Raw genomic sequence first — 18,469 nt, 5'->3', positions numbered from 1 at the left:
GAAGGAGGCGGCAATGCCGTTCGACAGGAAGATCCCCTACAGGAGCACGGCCTGCGCGGCGGTGCTCATGCTGCTGGCCGCGGCCTGCTCGCAGGGCGGAGGCGGTGGTGGCGGCGGCGACTTCCGGGAGGCCGACGCCAAGGCGGCCGCCCAGCGCTGGGTGTCCACCGAGTTCACCCCGAGCACCCTGTCCAAGGAGCAGCAGCTGGCCGAGATGGACTGGTTCATGAAGGCGGCCGCGCCGTACCGGGGCATGGAGATCAACGTGGTGTCGGAGACGATCACCACGCACGAGTACGAGTCCAAGCAGCTCGCCAAGGCGTTCACCGAGATCACCGGGATCAGGCTCAAGCACGACCTGATCCAGGAGGGCGACGTGATCGAGAAGCTGCAGACGCAGATCCAGGGCGACCAGAACATCTACGACGCCTACGTCAACGACTCCGACCTCATCGGCACGCACTCGCGCGGCGACTACGTGGTGCCGCTGTCGGACTACATCGCCGGGGAGGGCAAGGCGGTCACCTCGCCCACGCTGGACCTGCAGGACTTCATCGGGATCAGCTTCACCACCGGCCCCGACAAGAAGATCTACCAGCTGCCCGACCAGCAGTTCGCCAACCTCTACTGGTTCCGCTACGACTGGTTCACCGATCCGGACGTCAAGAAGCAGTTCAAGGACGCCTACGGGTACGAGCTCGGCGTGCCGGTCAACTGGGCGGCCTACGAGGACATCGCCGACTTCTTCACCAACAAGGTCAACGGGAACGGCACGATGGACGGCAAGAAGGTCTACGGCCACATGGACTACGGCCGTAAGGACCCCTCGCTGGGCTGGCGTTTCACCGACTCGTGGCTGTCGATGGCGGGCAACGGCGACCCGGGCCTGCCCAATGGCCTGCCGGTGGACGACTGGGGCATCAGGGTGGAGAACTGCCGCCCGGTCGGCTCGTCGGTGACCCGCGGCGGCGACACCAACGGCCCGGCTTCGGTGTACGCGCTGACGAAGTACGTGGACTGGCTGAAGAGGTTCGCGCCGAAGGAGGCGGCCGGGATGAACTTCAGCGAGTCCGGCCCGGTGCCCGCCCAGGGCAACATCGCCCAGCAGATCTTCTGGTACACGTCGTTCACGGCCGACATGACCAAGGACGGGCTGCCGGTCGTCAACGGCGACGGCACGCCCAAGTGGCGCATCGCGCCGAGCCCGCACGGCGCGTACTGGAAGGACGGCAACAAGCTCGGCTACCAGGACGCCGGCTCGTGGACGCTGCTGAAGAACACGCCGAAGGAGCGGCGGGCGGCGGCCTGGCTGTACGCGCAGTTCGTCACGTCGAAGACGGTGTCGCTGAAGAAGTCGATCACGGGTCTGACGTTCATCCGCGACTCCGACATCAGGAGCGACTACTTCGAGCAGAACGCCGAGAAGTACGGCGGGCTGATCGAGTTCTACCGAGGGCCGGCGCGCGAGCAGTGGACGCCGACCGGGACGAACGTGCCGGACTATCCGCGGCTGGCGCAGCTGTGGTGGCAGAACGTCGCCACCGCCGTCACCGGCGAGACCACCCCGCAGCAATCCATGGACAACCTGGCCAAGCAGCAGGACGACATCCTGTCGCGGCTGGAGCGGCGGGGGTACGGCGGCGCCTGCGCGCCCAAGCTGAACCAGGAGCGGGACGTCCAGTACTGGCTGGACCAGCCGGGCGCCCCGGCTCCGAAGCTCGCTGACGAGCGGGGCAAGCCGGAGACGCTCGACTACGACCGGCTCGTCGCCCAGTGGAAGAAGGCCGACTGAAGCGCGGATCAGGCTGAGGCGGGTCAGGCTGAAGCGCGGATCAGGTTGAGGCGGGGCCAGGCGGAAACGCGGGTCAGGCTGAGCGCGCCGGTTCGCCGTCGGTGACCGGCGCGGCCGGCTCCAGGTCGAGGGTGTCGCGCAGCTTGATGGGCGGCAGGAACAGCGCCGCGATGACGCCCACCGCGGCGATGCCCGCTGAGACGAGGAAGATGTGCCCGGTGGCGTCGCCGTAGGCGACCTGGACGATCGCCCTGATCGGCGCGGGGAGCGCCGCGATGTCGAGGCTGTCGCCGCCGGAGCCGGAGGCCGGGATGCCCGCCTTGGTCAGGCCCTGCGCGATGCCGGTGGCGACCTGGCCCGCCAGGATGGCGCCGAGGACGGAGACGCCGATGGTGCCGCCCAGCGAGCGGAAGAAGGTGATCGCACCGCTGGCGGCGCCGAGCTCGTTCAGCGGGACGGTGTTCTGGATGGCCAGCACGAGGTTCTGCATGGACAGGCCGACTCCGGTGCCGACCATCAGCATGCCGACGCTGATGACGAGCAGCGACGTGTCGTGGTCCATGGTGCCCATCACCAGGAATCCGGCGGTGAGGACGAGGGAGCCGGTGACGATGTACGGCTTGACGTTGCCGCTGCGGGAGATCATGCGGCCGCTGATCGTCGAGGAGAGCAGCACGCCGGCCATCAACGGGATGGTGAGCAGGCCCGCCTCGGTGGGGGTGTAGCCGCGGCCGACCTGGAAGTACTGGCCGAGGAAGACGGCGCCGCCGAACATCGCCATGCCGACCGCGAGGCTGGCCACGATCGCCAGCGCGGGGGTACGACGGCTGATCACCTTGAGCGGCACGACCGGCTGGGCGGCCCGCGCCTCGACCAGGGTGGCGATCACCAGGATGGCGACGCCGCCACCGGCCATGGCGGCCGTCTGCCAGGAGAGCCAGTCGAAGGAGTTGCCCACGAAGGTGACCCAGATGAGCAGCACGCTGACGCCAGCGGCGATCAGGGTCGCGCCGACGTAGTCGATCTTGACGTCGGTGCGGCGCACGGTCGTGACGTGCAGCGTCCTGTGCAGCAACGCGAAGGCGGCCAGGGTGAACGGCACGGCGACGAAGAAGCACCAGCGCCAGCCGAGCCAGGAGGTGTCGGCGATGAGCCCGCCGAGCAGCGGGCCGCCGACGGTGGCCACGGCCATGACGCCGCCGAGGTAGCCGTTGTAGCGGCCGCGCTCCTTCGGGCTGATCATCGCGGCGATCACCACCTGCACGAGCACCTGCAGGGCGCCCATGCCGAGCCCCTGGATCGCGCGGAAGGCGATCAGCTGCTCGGTGTTCTGCGCGAACCCGCAGGCCAGCGAGCTCACCATGAAAATCCCGATGGAGATCTGGAGCAGCAGTTTCTTACTGAACAGGTCGGCGAGCCGGCCCCAGATCGGGGTGGCGGCCGTGGCGGCCAGCAGCGAGGCGGTGACCACCCAGGTGTACTGGGACTGACTGCCGTCGAGCGCGCCGATGATCTGCGGTAGCGCCACCGAGACCACGGTGCTGCTGATCATCGCGACGAACAGGACGAGGAGCAGGCCGCTGAGCGCATTGAGGACCTGCTTGTGGGTCATCGGCTCGGCGGTCGTGCCGGCGGTTGCGCTCACGCGCGTCCTCCAAAAGGGGAAGTTTCATAACGAACTGGGACACTCTACATGCCCACTGGGCAACTTTGCGCATTGAGCATGTATGCCCAGCCGGTAGAGTTGTCCGCACTATGGACAGCACGCTGGGACTCCGTGAGCGCAAGAAGGCCGAGACGCGTCAGAGCGTCCATGAGGCGGCCGTGCGCCTGGTGGAGGAGCACGGCCTCGACGCCGTCACGGTCGAGGCCATCGCCGACGCCGCCAACATCTCCCGGCGCACCTTCTCCAACTACTTCGACGGCAAGGAGGCCGCGATCCTCTGGGGCGAGGAGCGGCGCTTCCACACCCTGCTGGCCGAGGTCCGCGCCCAGCCGTCGTCCGTTCCCGCCTGGCAGGCGCTGCGCACCGCCGTCCAGGACCTGAGCGTGCGCATAGGGCCGCCCGGGGGCGAATGGGCCACACGCACCCGGCTGGCCAAACGGCACCCCGCGCTGCTGGCCAGGCAGCTCGCCAACCACGCCGCGCTCGAACGCGAGCTGGCCCAGGCCATCTCCGAGCACCCCGGCCCCATCCAGCCACGGGTGATGGCGGCGGCCTGCCTGAGCGCGCTGCGCGTCGCCGTGAACGCGTGGGTCGAGGAGCAGCAGACCCGCACGCTCGCGGAGGTCTGCGACGAGATCTTCGAGGAGATGGGGCGCTCGTTCACCTGAGCGGTGCACGGCGAAAGCGCAGGTGGCGCCCGTCCCGAGAGTTATTCGCCGCGTTGGGGGAATCCCCTCTAGCGGAGCACGCGCTCGCGGCGTGCGCGGCAGACATGGTCGCTCCGGCATCGCTTGGGCAGAATGCCGCATCTGTACCTGGGCCCAGCACCGCCGCCAATACCATGCCCGTCAGTACCGTCGTCCACTTCATCCAGGAGTCACCTTTGACCGTCCAGGCCGATGCAGCGAAACGACGCATCGAAGAGCTGCTACGCACTGACGAGGAGCAGATCCTGCCCCGGTGGCACGCGATCGCCAAGGCACCCGTCGACGAGCTCCAGGAGATCTACCACGCCCTGCTGTCGGCGTTGCGGGAGGGCGAGGACCTGGCGGAGGTCCGGGGCGCGCTCGCCGAGCTGTCACGCACCCGCGCCCGGCAGGGCTACACGCCCTCCGACACCGCCAGGGCGGTGTTCGGTCTCAAGGAGGCCGTCTACGGGACCGTCGAGCGCGATGGGACGGCCGAGGCGCTGCACGGCTTCACCTGGTTCGCCCGGCTGATCGACGATCTGGGCCTGTTCACGTTCGAAAGTTACGCCACCGCCCGCGAGAAGATCATCCTGGACCAGGCCGAGCAGCTCCTGGAGCTGTCGACCCCGGTCGTCAAGCTCTGGGACGGCATCGTGGCGGTGCCCCTGGTCGGCACGCTGGACTCCGCCAGGACCCAGGTGGTGATGGAGAAGCTGCTGCAGACGCTGGTCGACACCGGCGCCGAGCACGCCGTGATCGACATCACCGGAGTCCCCGCGGTGGACACTCAGGTGGCCCAGCACCTGCTGAAGACCGTGGTCGCCGCCCGGCTGATGGGCGCCGAGTGCGTCATCTCCGGCATCCGCCCGCAGATCGCCTACACCATCGTCACCCTCGGCATCGAGTTCGGCGACATCGTGACCAAGGCCTCGCTGGCCGACGCGCTGGCCTACATGCTGCGGCGCCGCGGCATCGAGATCAGCCAGGCCGGGCAGATCGGGCAGATCGGGCAGACCCGCGTCGCGGTGCGGGCGGAGGACCGCTGATGGAGCGCATCCCCATCCTCAAGCTCGGCGACACGCTGATCGTGTCCATCCAGGGGGACCTGGAGGACCAGAGCGTGCTCGCCCTCCAGGAGGACCTGGCCGACAAGGTGGTCGCGGCCGGCGCGCGGGGCGTCATCATCGACATCTCCGCCGTCGAGATCGTCGACTCCTTCATCGGCAGGATGCTCGCCACCATCGCCGACATGCTGCGGGTGCTCGACGCCGACACCGTGGTCGTCGGCATGCGCCCGGCCGTGGCGATCACCCTCGTGGAGCTCGGCCTGTCGCTGGGCGGGGTGCGCACGGCCCTCAATCTGGAGAAGGGCGTGGCGCTGCTGGACCACGTCAGGAGCATGCCACGATGATCAGCGGCGGGCCGCTGCCCATCGGCAGCAACGCCGACATCGTCGCGGTCCGGCAGCAGGTCAGGACCGCGGCCGTGGAGTCGGGGTTCTCCCTCATCGACCAGACCAAGGTGGTGACCGCGGCGAGTGAGCTGGCCCGCAACGCGCTGGTCTACGCCGGAGGCGGCCAGGTGAGCATCGAGATCGTCGAGGCCGGTCGGCGACGCGGTCTGCGGCTCGAGTTTCGCGACGAGGGACCGGGTATTCCCGATGTTGACCAGGCCCTCACCGACGGCTGGACGACCGGGACCGGCCTCGGACTCGGTCTCAGCGGGTCGCGGCGGCTGGTCGACGAGTTCGACCTGACCTCCGTACCAGGAGAGGGCACGACGGTGACCGTGACGAAGTGGACCAGATAGGTGGACCAGGTCAGGCAGACCCGAGATGACGTCTGGGTGCGCGCCGAGGACTCCAGCGCGGTCGGCGCCGTGCGCAGGATGGCCACCCACCTGGCCGAGACCTCGGGATTCAGCCCCGAGCGCACGGGGCAGATCGCGGTGGCGGTCACCGAGGCCGTCTCCAACCTCGTCAAGCACGCCGTCCAGGGCATGGCCCTGGTCCGGCCGTGCCCCGGAGCCCCGGCCCTGGTCGAGCTGATCACACTCGACCGGGGGCCGGGGATGCCCGACGTCGCGCGCGCCCTGCGCGACGGCTACTCCACCTCGGGGACGCTGGGCATCGGCCTGGGCGCGATCGCCCGCATCGCCTCCCGCTACGACGTCCACTCCGTTCCCGGCGAGGGGACGGCGCTGGCCATGCAGTTCGCCGACGGCGACCTGCCCGCGCTGCCACCCGCCAGCGGCCTGACCCGCCCCATCGGCGAGGAGCTGGAGACGGGCGACTCCTTCGCGATCAACGTCGGCGACGAGGCCACCACGGTGCTGGTGTGCGACGGGCTGGGCCACGGGCCGCTCGCCGCACGGGCCTCCCATGAGGCGGTCGAGCTGTTCCTGGGGGCGCCGGACGACGACCCTGCGGCGATCCTGCGCAGGCTGCACCATGGGCTCGGCCGCACCAGGGGCGGCGCGGCGGCGGTGGCCCGCGTCACCGCCGACTCCGTGACCTACACCGGCATCGGCAACATCTCCGGCTGGATCGTCCACGGCGACCAGCGCCAGGGCATGATCTCGGCGCCCGGCATCACCGGCCACCAGGGACGGCGGCCCCGGCAGTACGTCTACGAGATGGACGCGCACGCGACCGTGGTGCTGCACTCCGACGGCCTGACCGACCGCTGGAACCCGGCCGCGCTGCCCGGCCTGTTCGCCCGCTCCCCCGCCGTCATCGCCGCCACGCTGCTGCGCGAGGCGGGCAGCCGCCGCGACGACGCGTGCGTGGTGATCGTGAGGCCGCGGTCATGACCGCGACCGAGCTGGCCAGGATGCGCCTGTCCAGGGAGCAGGACGTCTTCGCGCTGCGCCGGCTCGGCCGGGCCGTCGCCGAGCTGAGCGGGCTGGAGGCGCAGGACCAGATCCGGGTCGCGACCGCGCTCAGCGAGATCGGCAGGGAGGTGGCCGCTTCCGGGGCGGGGGTCGTCTTCACGCTGGACCGCGGCGAGCTGCGCATCGCCATCGAGCACGCCGCCTCGACCGACCCGCGCGGCTGGGAGGGGCTGGCGCTGGCCGCCCGCCTGGTGGACTCGGTCACCGCGGACACCGAGCCAGGGCGGATCACGATCACCAAGCGGCTGCCCGCCCACCCGTCCAGGCCGTCGGCCGAGCACATCCACGAGCGCCTGGCCCACCTGGCACCGATCACCGCGCTCGACGAGCTGCGTGAGCAGAACAAGGAGCTGGCCGAGACCCTGGAGGACGTGCGGCGGCTCAACGCCGAGCTCCAGGAGACCAACCAGGGGGTCATGGCCCTGTACAACCAGCTCTCCAGCGAGCTGGAGGAGACCAACAGGGGCGTGGTCGCGCTGTACGCCGAGCTGGACGAGAAGTCCAGCCAGCTCCGCCAGGCGGCCGAGGCCCGCAACCGGTTTTGGACCACGGTCAGCCACGAGCTGCGCACCCCGCTCAACTCCATCATCGGCCTGGTCAGGCTGCTGGTCGGGCCGGGCGGCGAGCCGCTGACGGAGGAGCAGACGCACCAGGTGGGACTCATCGGCGGCTCCGCCGAGACGCTGCTCTCCCTGGTCAGTGAGCTCCTTGACATGGCCAAGGCCGAATCGGGACGCCTGCGCCCCGAGCTGGCGACGGTGGACCTGGGCAGGCTCGTGCACCAGCTCCACCTGACGATGCAGGCCACCAGCGACGTCACCCTGCGCACCGAGGTCGCCGACGAGGTCACCGAGATCTACACCGACGAGGTGATGCTCACCCGCGTCCTGCGCAACCTGCTGTCGAACGCGCTGAAGTTCACCCGGCAGGGCGAGGTGCGGCTGAGCGCCCGCCTGGACGAACCGGCCGGCCAGGTGGTCATCACCGTCGCCGACACCGGCATCGGCATCCCCCAGGAGTACCTCAGGCAGGTGTTCGAGGAGTTCTTCCAGGTCCCGTCCCCGGCACAGGCCGAGAGCAAGGGGACGGGGATCGGGCTGTCGTACGCGGCCAAGCTCACGGAGATGCTGGACGGCACGCTGGAGCTCGCCAGCACCGTCGGGGAGGGCACGACCGCGACCGTGCGGCTGCCGTACCACGGAGGACGTCCCCAGGTCGGGCGGTTGCTGATCGCCGACGACGACGAGGGCTTCCGCGCCGCCGCCCGTAGAATGCTGTACGGGTTCGCCGGGCAGGTGGACGAGGCCGCCGACGGGGTCGAAGCGCTCGAAGTGATGAAGGACAGACGCCCGGACGTCGTCGTGCTCGACATGCTCATGCCCCGCCTCGACGGTAACGCTCTGCTGCAGCGCATGTCGGAGGACGATGATCTGAGGGAGGTGGCGGTGGTGGTGGTGACGGTGGCGCCGGGCAAGGCCGCGGAGGGGCATCCCGTGCTGTCCAAGCTCGACCTCCGACGCGAGGAGCTGCTGCGCGCGGTGCTCCAGGCGGCCGGGGCCGACCGTGCCTGAGTCCACCGCCTGTGTCCTGGTCGTGGACGACACCCCCACCAAGCGTTACGTCCTGTCGAGCTGGCTGCGGCGGTCGGGCCACCGGGTCATCGAGGCGGCCGGCGGCCAGGAGGCGCTGACCGTGCTGCGGGAGCAGCGCCCGGACCTGGTGGTGCTGGACGTCCTGCTGCCCGACCTCAACGGCTTCGAGGTGTGCGAGCGGATCAAGGCGAACCCGGCGACGGCCTCGATCCCGGTCATCCAGGTGTCGGGCAACGCCATCACCGTGGCCGACCGCACCGAAGGGCTGGAGCGCGGCGCCGACGCCTATCTGGCGGAGCCGATCGAGCCGAGCGAGTTCGCCGCCACGGTGGAGGCGACGCTGCGCTACTCGCGGGCGCGCCGGCAGGCCGAGGTGATGGCCGACCGGCTGGCCATGCTGGCCGAGGTGACCTTGCGGATCAACCGCGCCGACTCCTTCGAGCGGCTGCTGACCGTGGCCGTCCAGGGCACGGTCGACATCATGGGCCGCCACTCCGGCGCGCTGGCGGTACCCGCCGACGGCCGGCTGCGCAACTACCGCGCCCGCCCCGGCGAGGCCCCCAGCAGCAAGAGCGCCGCGCCCAACCTGCTGGACCGGCTGTGCCGGCTCGCTCTGGGCGACGCCGCCGGGGCCGAGGTGCTCACCGTCGAGGCCGGCGAATGGGTCACGCTGATGCCCGACATGGAGCTCACCCGGCCGATCACCGGCGTGCTGTGCCGTACCAAGAAGGGCAGGCCGCCGGTCTTCCTGGGGCTGGAGGCCGCCCCGGAGCTGGACGCCGACGAGCTCAACCTGCTGCTCCAGCTCTCCCAGGAGCTGGCGCTCGCGGTGGACGCGCTGCGCGCCTACACCGAGGAGCACACGATCTCGCTGACCCTCCAGCGCAGCCTGCTGCCCTCGCGGGTGCCGGACGTGCCCGGTCTGACGATGGGCCTGCGCTATCAGCCCGCGGTGGACAACATCGAGGTCGGCGGCGACTTCTACGAAGTGCTCATGATCGACCACCGGGTGCTGGTGGCGATCGGCGACGTCATGGGGCATTCCCTGCACGCCGCGACGATCATGGCCGAGCTGCGCCACGCGCTGCGGGCCTCGGTGATCGACGGCGTGGACCTGGCGGCCTCGATGGACCTGCTGAACAAGATCCTGCGCCGCTACCACCCCGGCATGACGGCCACCGTGTGCATGCTGCTGCTGGACCCGGGGACGGGCGAGATCGAGCTGGCCAACGCCGGGCACATCCCGCCACTGCTGGCCGGCCCGCAGGGGCACTACCACGGCCTGGGCAACCTGCTGCTCGGCGTGACCACCGAGGACTACAAGGTGGAGCACCTGCTGCTGCCGCCGGGGGGCACCCTCATGCTGTTCACCGACGGGCTGGTGGAGGACCGCCACACCCTGCTGGACGACAGCCTGGAACGGGCCAGAACGCTGGCGGAGACGGTCGAGGACGACCTGGAGGCGTTCTGCGACCGCATCCTGGCCGCCTTCGGCTCGCGGGAGGACGACGTGGCCTTCGTCGTGCTCCGCCGCGACGCGGCTCAGCCCTGACGGGCGGCGGGGCCGGGCCGGGCCGGCCGGTCAGCCGCGCGGGGCGTACATGATGACAAGCACGCCGACCAGGCAGATCGCCGCGCCGATGAGGTCCCAGCGGTCGGGCTCGAAGCCGTCCATCAGCATCCCCCACAGCAGCGAGCCGGCCACGAAGACGCCGCCGTAGGCGGCCAGGACGCGGCCGAAGTTCGAGTCGGGCTGGAAGGCGGCGACGAATCCGTAGGCGCCCAGGGCGAGGACGCCGGCGGCGATCCAGAGCAGGCCGCGCTGCTCCCGCAGTCCCTGCCAGACGAGCCACGCGCCGCCGATCTCGGCGACGGCGGCCAGCACGAACAGCAGCAGGGACTTGGCGATCGTCATGGGACGACTGTATGCAGCCGCCCGGCATGGCAGGCGATCAGCGCCGGATCAGCCGGGCCGCGTGACCTGGAAGCCGATCAGCGGGCGGACCTCCACGCCTCCCCTGACGATCGGGGTGAGCTCGGCGAGCTTGACGGCGTGGTCGTGATCCCGGGCCTCGAGCACGAAGACGCCCGCCACCGCCTCCTTCGTCTCGATGAACGGGCCGTCGGTCACCAGGCCGCCGCGAACGGTCGTCGCCGTCTCGGGCTGTTCCAGCGCCAGCCCGGCGACGATCCGGCCGCCGTTCTCGGCGATGAGGCCGGGCAGCCGGTCGTGCGCGTGCTGGACCTCCGATGGAAGGTCGGCCGGCGCCACGGCCTCGTAGATGAGCACCGCGTACTGGGTCATCACGCCACCTCCTCGTGAGGGGAGAAGCTCCTCAGCCTTCCGTCCTGCCCCTGCGGGAAGACCCATCACCGAATCAAGGCGACAGAAGACCATAAAGATGGATATTTACGGACTGCGCGCGGGTCAGCCCCGCGACCGTTTGTTTGAGAGTCGTCTCTCCAGGTAGTCGCCCGGTATGGACAGGGACATCGACGCCGTGGTCGTGGGAGACGTGATGCTCGACTCCTGGCTGCGCGGGCCGGTCAGGCGGATCGCGCAGGAGGCCCCTGTGCCCGTGGTCAGCGTCGAGGCCACCGAGGAGGCGCCCGGCGGCGCCGGCAACACGGCCGCCAACCTGGTCGCGCTCGGCGCCCGGGTCCGGCTGGTCGGCGCGGTCGGGGACGACGCCTGCGCCGACCGGCTCGGCCGGGCCCTCGCCCTGCTCGGCGTCGAGGCGCGCACGGTGACCGTGCCGGGCCGCCGTACCCCCCACAAGCAGCGGCTCATGGTCGGCGAGCAGCTCATCGCCCGTTACGACGAGGAGGACCGCGAGCCGATCGCCGGTGAGGCGGAGGCGCGGATCCTCGCCGAGCTGGAGCGGGCGCTCCCGGGCGCCGACGTGGTGATCGCCTGCGACTACGGGGGCGGGGTCTGTACGCCCGCCGTCCGGGAGGCGCTCGCCGGGGTGCCTCTGCTGCTCGTGGACGCGCACGCGGTCACGCCCTGGCGCGTGTGCGGGCCCGCCGTCGTGCTGCCGAACTACGGGGAGGTGCTGCAGCTCCTGCGTGAGGACGGCGACGTGGCCGACCGGGTGAGCTTCCTCACCCGGCGCTCGGCGCGGCTGCTGGCCGCGTCCGGCGCCGGCATGGTGGTGACGACGCTCGACGGCGAGGGAACGCTGCTGCACCGGCCGGGGCGGCGGCCCTACCGCACGTATGCCGAGCCCGCGCCCGACCACATGGCGACGGGGGCGGGCGACACCTACACGGCCGCCTTCGCGCTGTGGCTGGCGGGCGGCGCCGCTCCCGAGCAGGCCGCGGAGGCGGCGCAGGCCGCCGCGGCGGTGGTGGTGCGTCGGCCCGGCACCGCCACCTGCACCCGGCAGGAGCTGCTACGGGAGCTGCGCAGGGCCGGCGGGCACGAGGACGGGCTGGTGCAGGCCGCCGACCGGCTGGCGCAGCGGCTGGACGGGCACCGGCGGCGCGGGCAGCGGATCGTGTTCACCAACGGCTGCTTCGACGTGCTGCATCGCGGGCACGTGAGCTACCTGGAGGAGGCCTCGCGGCTCGGGGACGTGCTGGTCGTGGCGGTCAACAGCGACGCGAGCACGGCGCGGCTGAAGGGGCCGGGGCGGCCGATCAACTCCTGCGAGGACCGCATGTCGGTGCTGGCCGCGCTCACCTTCGTCGACTACGTGACCAGCTTCGACGAGGACACGCCCGAGCGGCTGCTGCGGATGGCCCGGCCCGACCTGTACGTCAAGGGCGGCGACTACACCCCGGACATGCTGCCGGAGGCCCCGCTGGTCAGGGCCATGGGGGGCGAGGTCAAGGTGCTGGAGTACGTCTCCGACCGGTCCACCACGGCCCTCATCGAACGCGTGCGCTCCCTGCCCGCACCGGGCTCTCCGGGACCTCTGTGAGCGGCATGGGCCACGGTTCGCACGCCGGTGACGAGCGCGCCGGGGACAGGCGTGCCGCAGCGGGTGGGAGCGCGAGGCTGGACGGGATCGAGCGGATCGTGGTGCTGCGCGCCAACGCGCTGGGCGACTTCCTGCTGGCGCTACCGGCCCTGGAGGCGATCAGGAACGCCTGTCCGGGCGCCACGATGACGCTGCTCGGGACGGCGTGGCACGCCGCGTTCCTGGACGGGCGTCCCGGTCCGGTGGACGAGGTGGTGGCGCTGCCGCCGATCACCGGCGTGTCCACCATGGCGGCCGGTCATCGGGCGCCGCCGGAGCTGTTCGAGCGGTTGCGGGAGCGCCGGTTCGGGCTGGCGGTGCAGATCCACGGCGGTGGACGGCACTCCAACCCGTTCGTCCGCGCGCTGGGGGCCCGGACGACCGTGGGCCTGCGCACCCCCGACGCGGAACCGCTCGACCGCTGGGTGCCGTACGCGCCGTACCAGCATGAGACGTTGCGTTTCCTGGAGGTGGCGGCGCTGGTCGGCGGGGTCGCGGACCGGCTCGAACCGCGGGTGGCCCTGACCGGGGCCGACGCCGCCGAGGTGGCGGCGGCGCTCGGCGAGCCGCCCGCCGGTCTGGTGGCGCTGCATCCCGGCGCCATGGATCCGCGGCGGCAGTGGCCGGCGGAGTGCTTCGCCGCGGTCGGCGACCGGCTCGACCGGCCGACCGTGGTGACCGGCACCGAGGCGGAGCGCGAGCTGGTGACGCGGGTCGTCAGGGCGATGCGACGTCCGGCGGTGCCGCTCGTGGGCGCGCTCGGCGTCGGCGGGCTGGCCTCGCTGTACCAGCGGTGCGAGCTGCTGGTCGCCAACGACACCGGGCCCCGCCACCTGGCCGCGGCCGTCGGCACGGCGACGGTGGGGATCTACTGGTGCGGCAACCTGATCAACGCCGGGCCGCTCACCAGGGCCCGGCACCGGCCGCTGGTGTCCTGGACCGCGGCCTGCCCGGTCTGTGGCGCGAGCGGGCTCGATCCCGACGCGGAGCGCTGCGAGCACGACCCGTCGTGGGTGGCGGACATCCCGGTCGACGCGGTCGTCGAGCAGGCCCGGGAGCTGCTGGACGGGGCGTGACAGCACGAAGGCCCGCACCTTCGGGAAGGTGCGGGCCCCAGGTCGTGCAGGTGCGTCGTCCTTAGACGGGAACGATGTTCTCCGCCTGCGGGCCCTTCTGGCCCTGGGTGACGTCGAAGCTGACCTTCTGGCCTTCCCGCAGCTCGCGGTAGCCCTGAGAGGCGATGTTGGAGTAGTGAGCGAAGACGTCGGCGCCGCCGCCGTCCTGCTCGATGAAGCCGAAGCCCTTTTCGCTGTTGAACCACTTAACGGTGCCAGTCGCCATGTCGATCTCCTTCATAGGCGCAAAAGACGGAATCCGCAGGTCACGAACTCCATGTCGCCGCAATCGACCCATCCGGAAATGACCGGCGAAAAGACAAATGCGCCCGAGGGCTTACATCCCGTCAGGCGCACACGAAATCCATGGGTACCAGAACTGCGAACACAGGACCAGCTTACCACGACCTCCCCACCCCCACGCCACCTCGGCAAGTGACCAGTTCAGGGGACCGAGATGACGCGCAAGCGAACAAATGTCGAAAAATATACAAATGTGTCGCTGGTTTACGCAATCCTGACCAGAAGCGAAAAGTTAGGGTTGCTGCATGTTGTCCAGTCTTGACGGGGAATATTCATCGCTGGGGCAGCGCATACAGGCCGCACGCGACCGCGCGTTCGTGGGACGCGGCGAGGAACTGGCGCTTTTCCGGGCCACGCTCGGCACGGACGGATCGTTCGGCGTGCTGTACGTCCACGGCCCCGGCGGCATCGGCAAGTCGGCGCTGTTACGGCGCTTCGCCGCCGAGGCCAGGGCGGCCGGCCGACGGGTGGTGACCGTGGACGGGCACACCGTGGACCCCTCGCCCGCCGCGTTCGAGGCGCAGGCCGGCGAGGTGCTGACCGGCGAGCGGGTGGTGCTCCTGGTGGACACCTTCGAGCTCTGCCAGGGCTTGGCGGGCTGGCTCAGAGAGCGCTTCCTCCCGCGCGTGCCGGTGGGGGCGCTGGTCGTCGTGGCCGGGCGGAACCCGCCCGACCTGCGCTGGCAGGCCGACCCGGGCTGGGCGGAGGTGCTGCGGGTGATCCCGCTGCGCCCGCTGGCGCCGGACGAGGCCATGGAGCTGATCGACGCCCGCGGGGTGGCGTCCGAGCTGCGCGAGCCGTTACTCGCCTTCGCCGGCGGCCACCCGCTGGCGCTCTGCCTGGGCGCGGCGGTCGCGGCCAAGGACGAGCGGGCGTCGGCGCGCTGGACGCTGCGCAAGGACGTCGCGGAGACGCTGCTGGACCAGCTCGTCGGCGAGGTGCCGTCACCGGCGCACCGCCACGCGCTGGAGGTGTGCGCGCACGCCCGCACGACCACCGAGGAGCTGCTGCGCGCGGTGCTGCCGCAGGACGCCGGGCCGCTGTTCGCGTGGCTGCGCAGGCTGCCGTTCATCGAGGCGAACAGGCACGGGCTGTTCCCGCACGACGTGGTCAGGGACGCGCTGGAGGCCGATCTGCGCTGGCGCGACCCCGAGGGGTACGCGGACATGCACCGCCGCATCCACGCGCACCTCGCCGGGCAGGTGCGGGTGGCCTGCGACCAGGCCGCGCCGACGGCCATGGGCTCGCTGTTCTACCTGCACCGCCACGACGGGGTGACCTCGAAGTTCCAGGGCTGGCGGGGCGACGGCGAGGTGCACGAGGAGCCGTACCGGCCCGAGGACCGGGCCCAGCTGCTGCGCATGGCGGCCGAGGCGGAGGGCCCGGAGTCGGCGGCCGACGCCGCCTTCTGGATCAGCAGGCGGCCGGAGTCCTTCTGGGTGCACCGCGACACCGAGACCGGCGAGCCGGTCGGCCTGATGTCGTGGATCGTGATGGCGGAGCCCAGCGAGGAGGAGCTCGCGGCCGACGTGATGCTGGGCCCGGCCTGGGAGCACATCCGGGCCACCGCCCCGCTGCGGCCCGGGGAGTACGTCGCCTTCGGCCGCGCCTGGGTGATGCCCGCCCATCAGGGCCCCTCGCCGGTGATGGACCTGGTCCAGTGGCGCGCCATCGGCGAGTGCCTGCGGGCCGACCGGCTGGCCTGGGCGTTCATGGTGATGCGGGACCCGGAGTCCTGGCGCCGCTACCTGCGCCACCACGACCTGCACGACCTCGCCGTACGCCTGCGCCGGGGCAGGGAGACCTACGGCCTGTTCGCGCACGACTGGCGCACCACGACCGCGGAGGCCTGGCTGGAGCGCATGGGCCGGCGCGGGCAGTCCGGGCCCCGTGCGGCCCCGCCGCCTGAGCCGCCCGGCCTGCTGGTGCTGTCGCGGCCGGATTTCGACTCCGCGGTACGCGATGCGATGCGCAGCCTGTCGCGGCCGGGGGCCCTGATCGGCAATCCGCTGACCCGCAGCAGGCTCGTGGCCGACCACCCTTCGCCGGATCCCGCCCAGGCGCTGCGCGAGCTGCTGGAGGAGGCGGTCGAGCAGGTCGGCACGGATCCGCGGGCGGCCCGCCAGCATCAGGCCGTGGTCTCGGCCTACCTCAGCCGGGTCCCCACCCAGGAGGCCGCGGCCGAGCGTCTCGGCCTGCCGATCAGTACGTTCCGCCGCCACCTGGCGGGCGGGCTGGAGCGAGTGGCGGAGACGCTGTGGCACCGGGAGGTGTACGAGGCTCCCGAGGCCCTGCCAGACGCCTGATCAGCGGGCCGATCGGCCGTTCCACCCAGCGGTTCACCGCGTAGGCGGCCAGGCACATCACCGCGATCAGCGCGGCCAGCACCACGTACCGGTTCACCGCGTCGCCGACCAGGTTGATCAGGATGAACCCGATGTGGGCGTGCAGGAGGTAGAGCGGGTACGTCAGCGCTCCGGCGGTCGCCTGCCAGGGCCGCGCCAGCCGCCGGAGCGCGCGCAACGCGATCAGCGTCATGACCAGGAAGATCGTCGCGACCACCGCGACGATCACCACCGGGTCGTACTCCACCCCGTAGCGGGTCCCGACCGCGTCGGCGTAGCCGATGCCCCGGTAGACGGCGTTGCCCAGGCAGAGGGGGATGATCAGGGCGAGCTGCCAGTTGATCCCGTACTCGTACAGCAGGAACAGCGCCATCCCGGCGATGAAGTAGTGGGAGAACTCCGACTGCACGACCAGGTCGGCGACCCCCGGCACAGGCGCGAACTGGACCAGGGCGGTCAACCCCAGCCATCCCCACAGCATGATCATGACCCGGGTCCTGGTCATGCCGACCAGGGTCAGGAGGCCGATGAGGAAGTAGAACCGCATCTCGGTCCACAGCGTCCAGTAGACGACGTCCACGTTGGCCACGTTCGGCACGGCCTGGAACATGGTCAGGTTGACCAGCACCTGCCCGATCGAGACGTCGAACAGGCCGGCTCCGAGCGTCACGGTCACCAGCGTGGTGGCCGCGATCCCGACCCAGTAGGCCGGGTAGAGCCGGGCCAGCCTGGACACCGCGAAGGCGCGGGGGCTCCTCCCCCACGCGCTCATCAGCACCACGAATCCACTGATCAGGAAGAACAGGTCGACGCCCAGATAGCCGTACTGCGAGAGGCCGGCGAGCTCGGGGAACGCCACCGTGGTGGTCTCGCCCACCGGCCCCGAGAAGGTGTAGTGGAACACCACCACGCACAGCGCGGCCAGCAGCCGTAACCCGTCCAGCTCGTACAACCTGTCCGCGCGCCGCCTCCGGCTGACGTACGGGACTTGTTCTCTCCCCCTGATCACGGAGGCCAGGATGGGACCGATCGGCTCTCAGTTCCCAGACCGTTTCGCTACCAATGTGCGCTCAGTCCGCTCACTTCCAGCGCCCGGCCACCTCCGCGTAGGCCTCGGGCAGCTCCAGCGGCAGCAGGTGCCCGGCGTCCTCGAACACGTGCCGGTCCCAGCCGGGCCGCCGGGTGCCCGGCTCGTCGAACGAGCCGTCGACCGTCAACTGGTCCTGCCCGCCCAGGCACAGCAGCGTCGGCATGGTCAGCCTGGCCATCATCTCGCGCACCGGGCGCTGGTCGACGTACACGGCCGTCAGGAGCGAGGCCACGGCCGTGACGGCGTGGCCGAGCCGGTCGGGCCGGGCGCTGCGCAGCTCGGCGGCCAGCAGCGAGGCCATGTCCGGACTCAGCCGGGAAAGGTCACCGCCGAGGAGCTCGTTCGTCCGCGCGCTGCGCTCGGCGTACACCCTCAGCTTGTAGTCCAGCAGCGGACGGGCGGTCAGGCGCAGCGCGGCGCGGGCGAGGGGCGCCCCGGCGGCCATGATCAATCTTCCCTCGGTACGCCACCACCGCGCCTCCTCCTCGGACAGCGGGCCCGGCAGCGGCGGCGTGACCAGCAGCAGCCGGTCGACCCGCGCCGGCGCCAGATCCGCGAACATCAGCGCGACCAGGGCGCCCATGGACCATCCGTGGAGGGTCACGCCGTCGAGGCCCAGCCTGGCGGTGAACGCGCGCAGGAAACGCGCGTTCGGCTCGGCCCTGGCGGCGCGGGGGTGCGGGGTGCCGGTGTGCCCGAAGAGCGTGCCGGGCAGGTCGGGGGCGATGACCGTGCCCAGCCGGGCCAGCGGGGGGATGGCGTCGAGCCACAGGGTGGCGCTGCCCGCGAGCGGGTGGACGAGCAGATGAGTGGGCCCGTCGGCGGGCCCGTCGGCCCTCAGGTAGTGGACGGTCGTGCCATGGACCTCGGTCTCCTCACTGCGGACCCCGGCCCAGCGGGGGGACAGGACACTCCAGTCGGCGTGGCGCATGCCCGCATTATGATCCCGCCCACGGCGTGACGCGCGGGGCTGGATCGAATCGGCCTCGCGCGGACGCGCGCAGGCCGAACCGGCCTTGG

General features: G+C 71.3%; 17 protein-coding genes. 11 read left to right on the top strand and 6 right to left on the bottom strand.

Annotated elements, in window-relative coordinates; translation table 11 throughout:
* Positions 1-13 precede the first annotated feature (13 nt).
* The gene (locus ACTMTF_RS23355; RefSeq protein WP_441112590.1) at positions 14-1,792 is read left to right on the top strand and encodes an ABC transporter substrate-binding protein; all 1,779 of its coding nucleotides are present in this window, start codon (positions 14-16) and stop codon (positions 1,790-1,792) included.
* 73 nt (positions 1,793-1,865) lie between these two features.
* Here the strand turns inward: ACTMTF_RS23355 and ACTMTF_RS23350 are convergent, their stop codons facing one another.
* A complete protein-coding gene (locus tag ACTMTF_RS23350; protein ID WP_441112775.1) occupies positions 1,866-3,404 on the bottom strand; it encodes an MFS transporter in 1,539 nt (512 codons plus the stop codon).
* Positions 3,405-3,547: 143 nt separating this feature from the next.
* On the opposite strand from ACTMTF_RS23350, the gene ACTMTF_RS23345 reads away from it, so the two are divergent.
* The 7 genes from ACTMTF_RS23345 (at position 3,548) to ACTMTF_RS23315 (ending at position 10,183) form a co-directional block, all read left to right on the top strand.
* Complete coding sequence (locus ACTMTF_RS23345; RefSeq protein ID WP_441112589.1) at positions 3,548-4,126, top strand: TetR/AcrR family transcriptional regulator; 579 nt, start codon at positions 3,548-3,550, stop codon at positions 4,124-4,126.
* Positions 4,127-4,299: 173 nt separating this feature from the next.
* Positions 4,300-5,193, top strand: a complete 894-nt coding sequence (locus ACTMTF_RS23340) for an STAS domain-containing protein (protein ID WP_441112588.1) — start codon at positions 4,300-4,302, stop codon at positions 5,191-5,193.
* On the top strand, positions 5,193-5,558 hold the full coding sequence (locus ACTMTF_RS23335; protein ID WP_441112587.1) for an STAS domain-containing protein: 366 nt from the start codon (positions 5,193-5,195) through the stop codon (positions 5,556-5,558). Before ACTMTF_RS23340 ends, ACTMTF_RS23335 begins: the two co-directional genes overlap by 1 nt.
* Positions 5,555-5,956, top strand: coding sequence for an anti-sigma regulatory factor (locus ACTMTF_RS23330; RefSeq protein WP_441112586.1), 402 nt, complete (start codon positions 5,555-5,557; stop codon positions 5,954-5,956). Before ACTMTF_RS23335 ends, ACTMTF_RS23330 begins: the two co-directional genes overlap by 4 nt.
* Positions 5,957-6,958, top strand: a complete 1,002-nt coding sequence (locus ACTMTF_RS23325) for an ATP-binding protein (RefSeq protein ID WP_441112585.1) — start codon at positions 5,957-5,959, stop codon at positions 6,956-6,958.
* On the top strand, positions 6,955-8,610 hold the full coding sequence (locus ACTMTF_RS23320; RefSeq protein ID WP_441112584.1) for an ATP-binding protein: 1,656 nt from the start codon (positions 6,955-6,957) through the stop codon (positions 8,608-8,610). Before ACTMTF_RS23325 ends, ACTMTF_RS23320 begins: the two co-directional genes overlap by 4 nt.
* Complete coding sequence (locus tag ACTMTF_RS23315; protein ID WP_441112583.1) at positions 8,603-10,183, top strand: SpoIIE family protein phosphatase; 1,581 nt, start codon at positions 8,603-8,605, stop codon at positions 10,181-10,183. The genes ACTMTF_RS23320 and ACTMTF_RS23315 overlap by 8 nt, the downstream gene beginning before the upstream one ends.
* Positions 10,184-10,213: 30 nt before the next feature.
* On the opposite strand, the gene ACTMTF_RS23310 is transcribed toward ACTMTF_RS23315, so the two are convergent.
* Both ACTMTF_RS23310 and ACTMTF_RS23305 read right to left on the bottom strand, forming a co-directional pair.
* Complete coding sequence (locus tag ACTMTF_RS23310) at positions 10,214-10,546, bottom strand: YnfA family protein (RefSeq protein ID WP_441112582.1); 333 nt, start codon at positions 10,544-10,546, stop codon at positions 10,214-10,216.
* A gap of 48 nt (positions 10,547-10,594) precedes the next feature.
* Positions 10,595-10,936 carry a YciI family protein gene (locus tag ACTMTF_RS23305; RefSeq protein WP_441112581.1) on the bottom strand — a complete coding sequence of 114 codons (342 nt, stop codon included), beginning with the start codon at positions 10,934-10,936 and terminating at the stop codon, positions 10,595-10,597.
* A gap of 175 nt (positions 10,937-11,111) precedes the next feature.
* Here ACTMTF_RS23305 and rfaE2 point away from each other — a divergent pair, with 175 nt between their 5' ends.
* The gene (gene rfaE2 / locus ACTMTF_RS23300) at positions 11,112-12,557 is read left to right on the top strand and encodes a D-glycero-beta-D-manno-heptose 1-phosphate adenylyltransferase (protein WP_441112580.1); all 1,446 of its coding nucleotides are present in this window, start codon (positions 11,112-11,114) and stop codon (positions 12,555-12,557) included.
* 5 nt (positions 12,558-12,562) lie between these two features.
* On the top strand, positions 12,563-13,672 hold the full coding sequence (locus ACTMTF_RS23295; RefSeq protein ID WP_441112579.1) for a glycosyltransferase family 9 protein: 1,110 nt from the start codon (positions 12,563-12,565) through the stop codon (positions 13,670-13,672).
* A gap of 61 nt (positions 13,673-13,733) precedes the next feature.
* On the opposite strand, the gene ACTMTF_RS23290 is transcribed toward ACTMTF_RS23295, so the two are convergent.
* On the bottom strand, positions 13,734-13,937 hold the full coding sequence (locus ACTMTF_RS23290; RefSeq protein WP_189140445.1) for a cold-shock protein: 204 nt from the start codon (positions 13,935-13,937) through the stop codon (positions 13,734-13,736).
* A gap of 322 nt (positions 13,938-14,259) precedes the next feature.
* Between ACTMTF_RS23290 and ACTMTF_RS23285 the strand changes: the two genes are divergently transcribed.
* The gene (locus ACTMTF_RS23285; RefSeq protein ID WP_441112578.1) at positions 14,260-16,320 is read left to right on the top strand and encodes an AAA family ATPase; all 2,061 of its coding nucleotides are present in this window, start codon (positions 14,260-14,262) and stop codon (positions 16,318-16,320) included.
* Here the strand turns inward: ACTMTF_RS23285 and ACTMTF_RS23280 are convergent.
* Together ACTMTF_RS23280 and ACTMTF_RS23275 are read right to left on the bottom strand one after the other, a co-directional pair.
* Entirely contained in the window at positions 16,217-17,368 is a 1,152-nt protein-coding gene (locus ACTMTF_RS23280; protein ID WP_397013289.1) for an acyltransferase family protein, read from the bottom strand. The two genes, ACTMTF_RS23285 and ACTMTF_RS23280, sit on opposite strands and share 104 nt — an antisense overlap.
* Before the next feature lie 70 nt (positions 17,369-17,438).
* Positions 17,439-18,380 carry an alpha/beta fold hydrolase gene (locus ACTMTF_RS23275; RefSeq protein ID WP_441112577.1) on the bottom strand — a complete coding sequence of 314 codons (942 nt, stop codon included), beginning with the start codon at positions 18,378-18,380 and terminating at the stop codon, positions 17,439-17,441.
* Positions 18,381-18,469: the final 89 nt, after the last annotated feature.

Source organism: Nonomuraea sp. ZG12 (assembly GCF_052068115.1).
Lineage (GTDB): Bacteria > Actinomycetota > Actinomycetes > Streptosporangiales > Streptosporangiaceae > Nonomuraea.
This window is presented reverse-complemented; position numbering and strand designations above follow the sequence as displayed.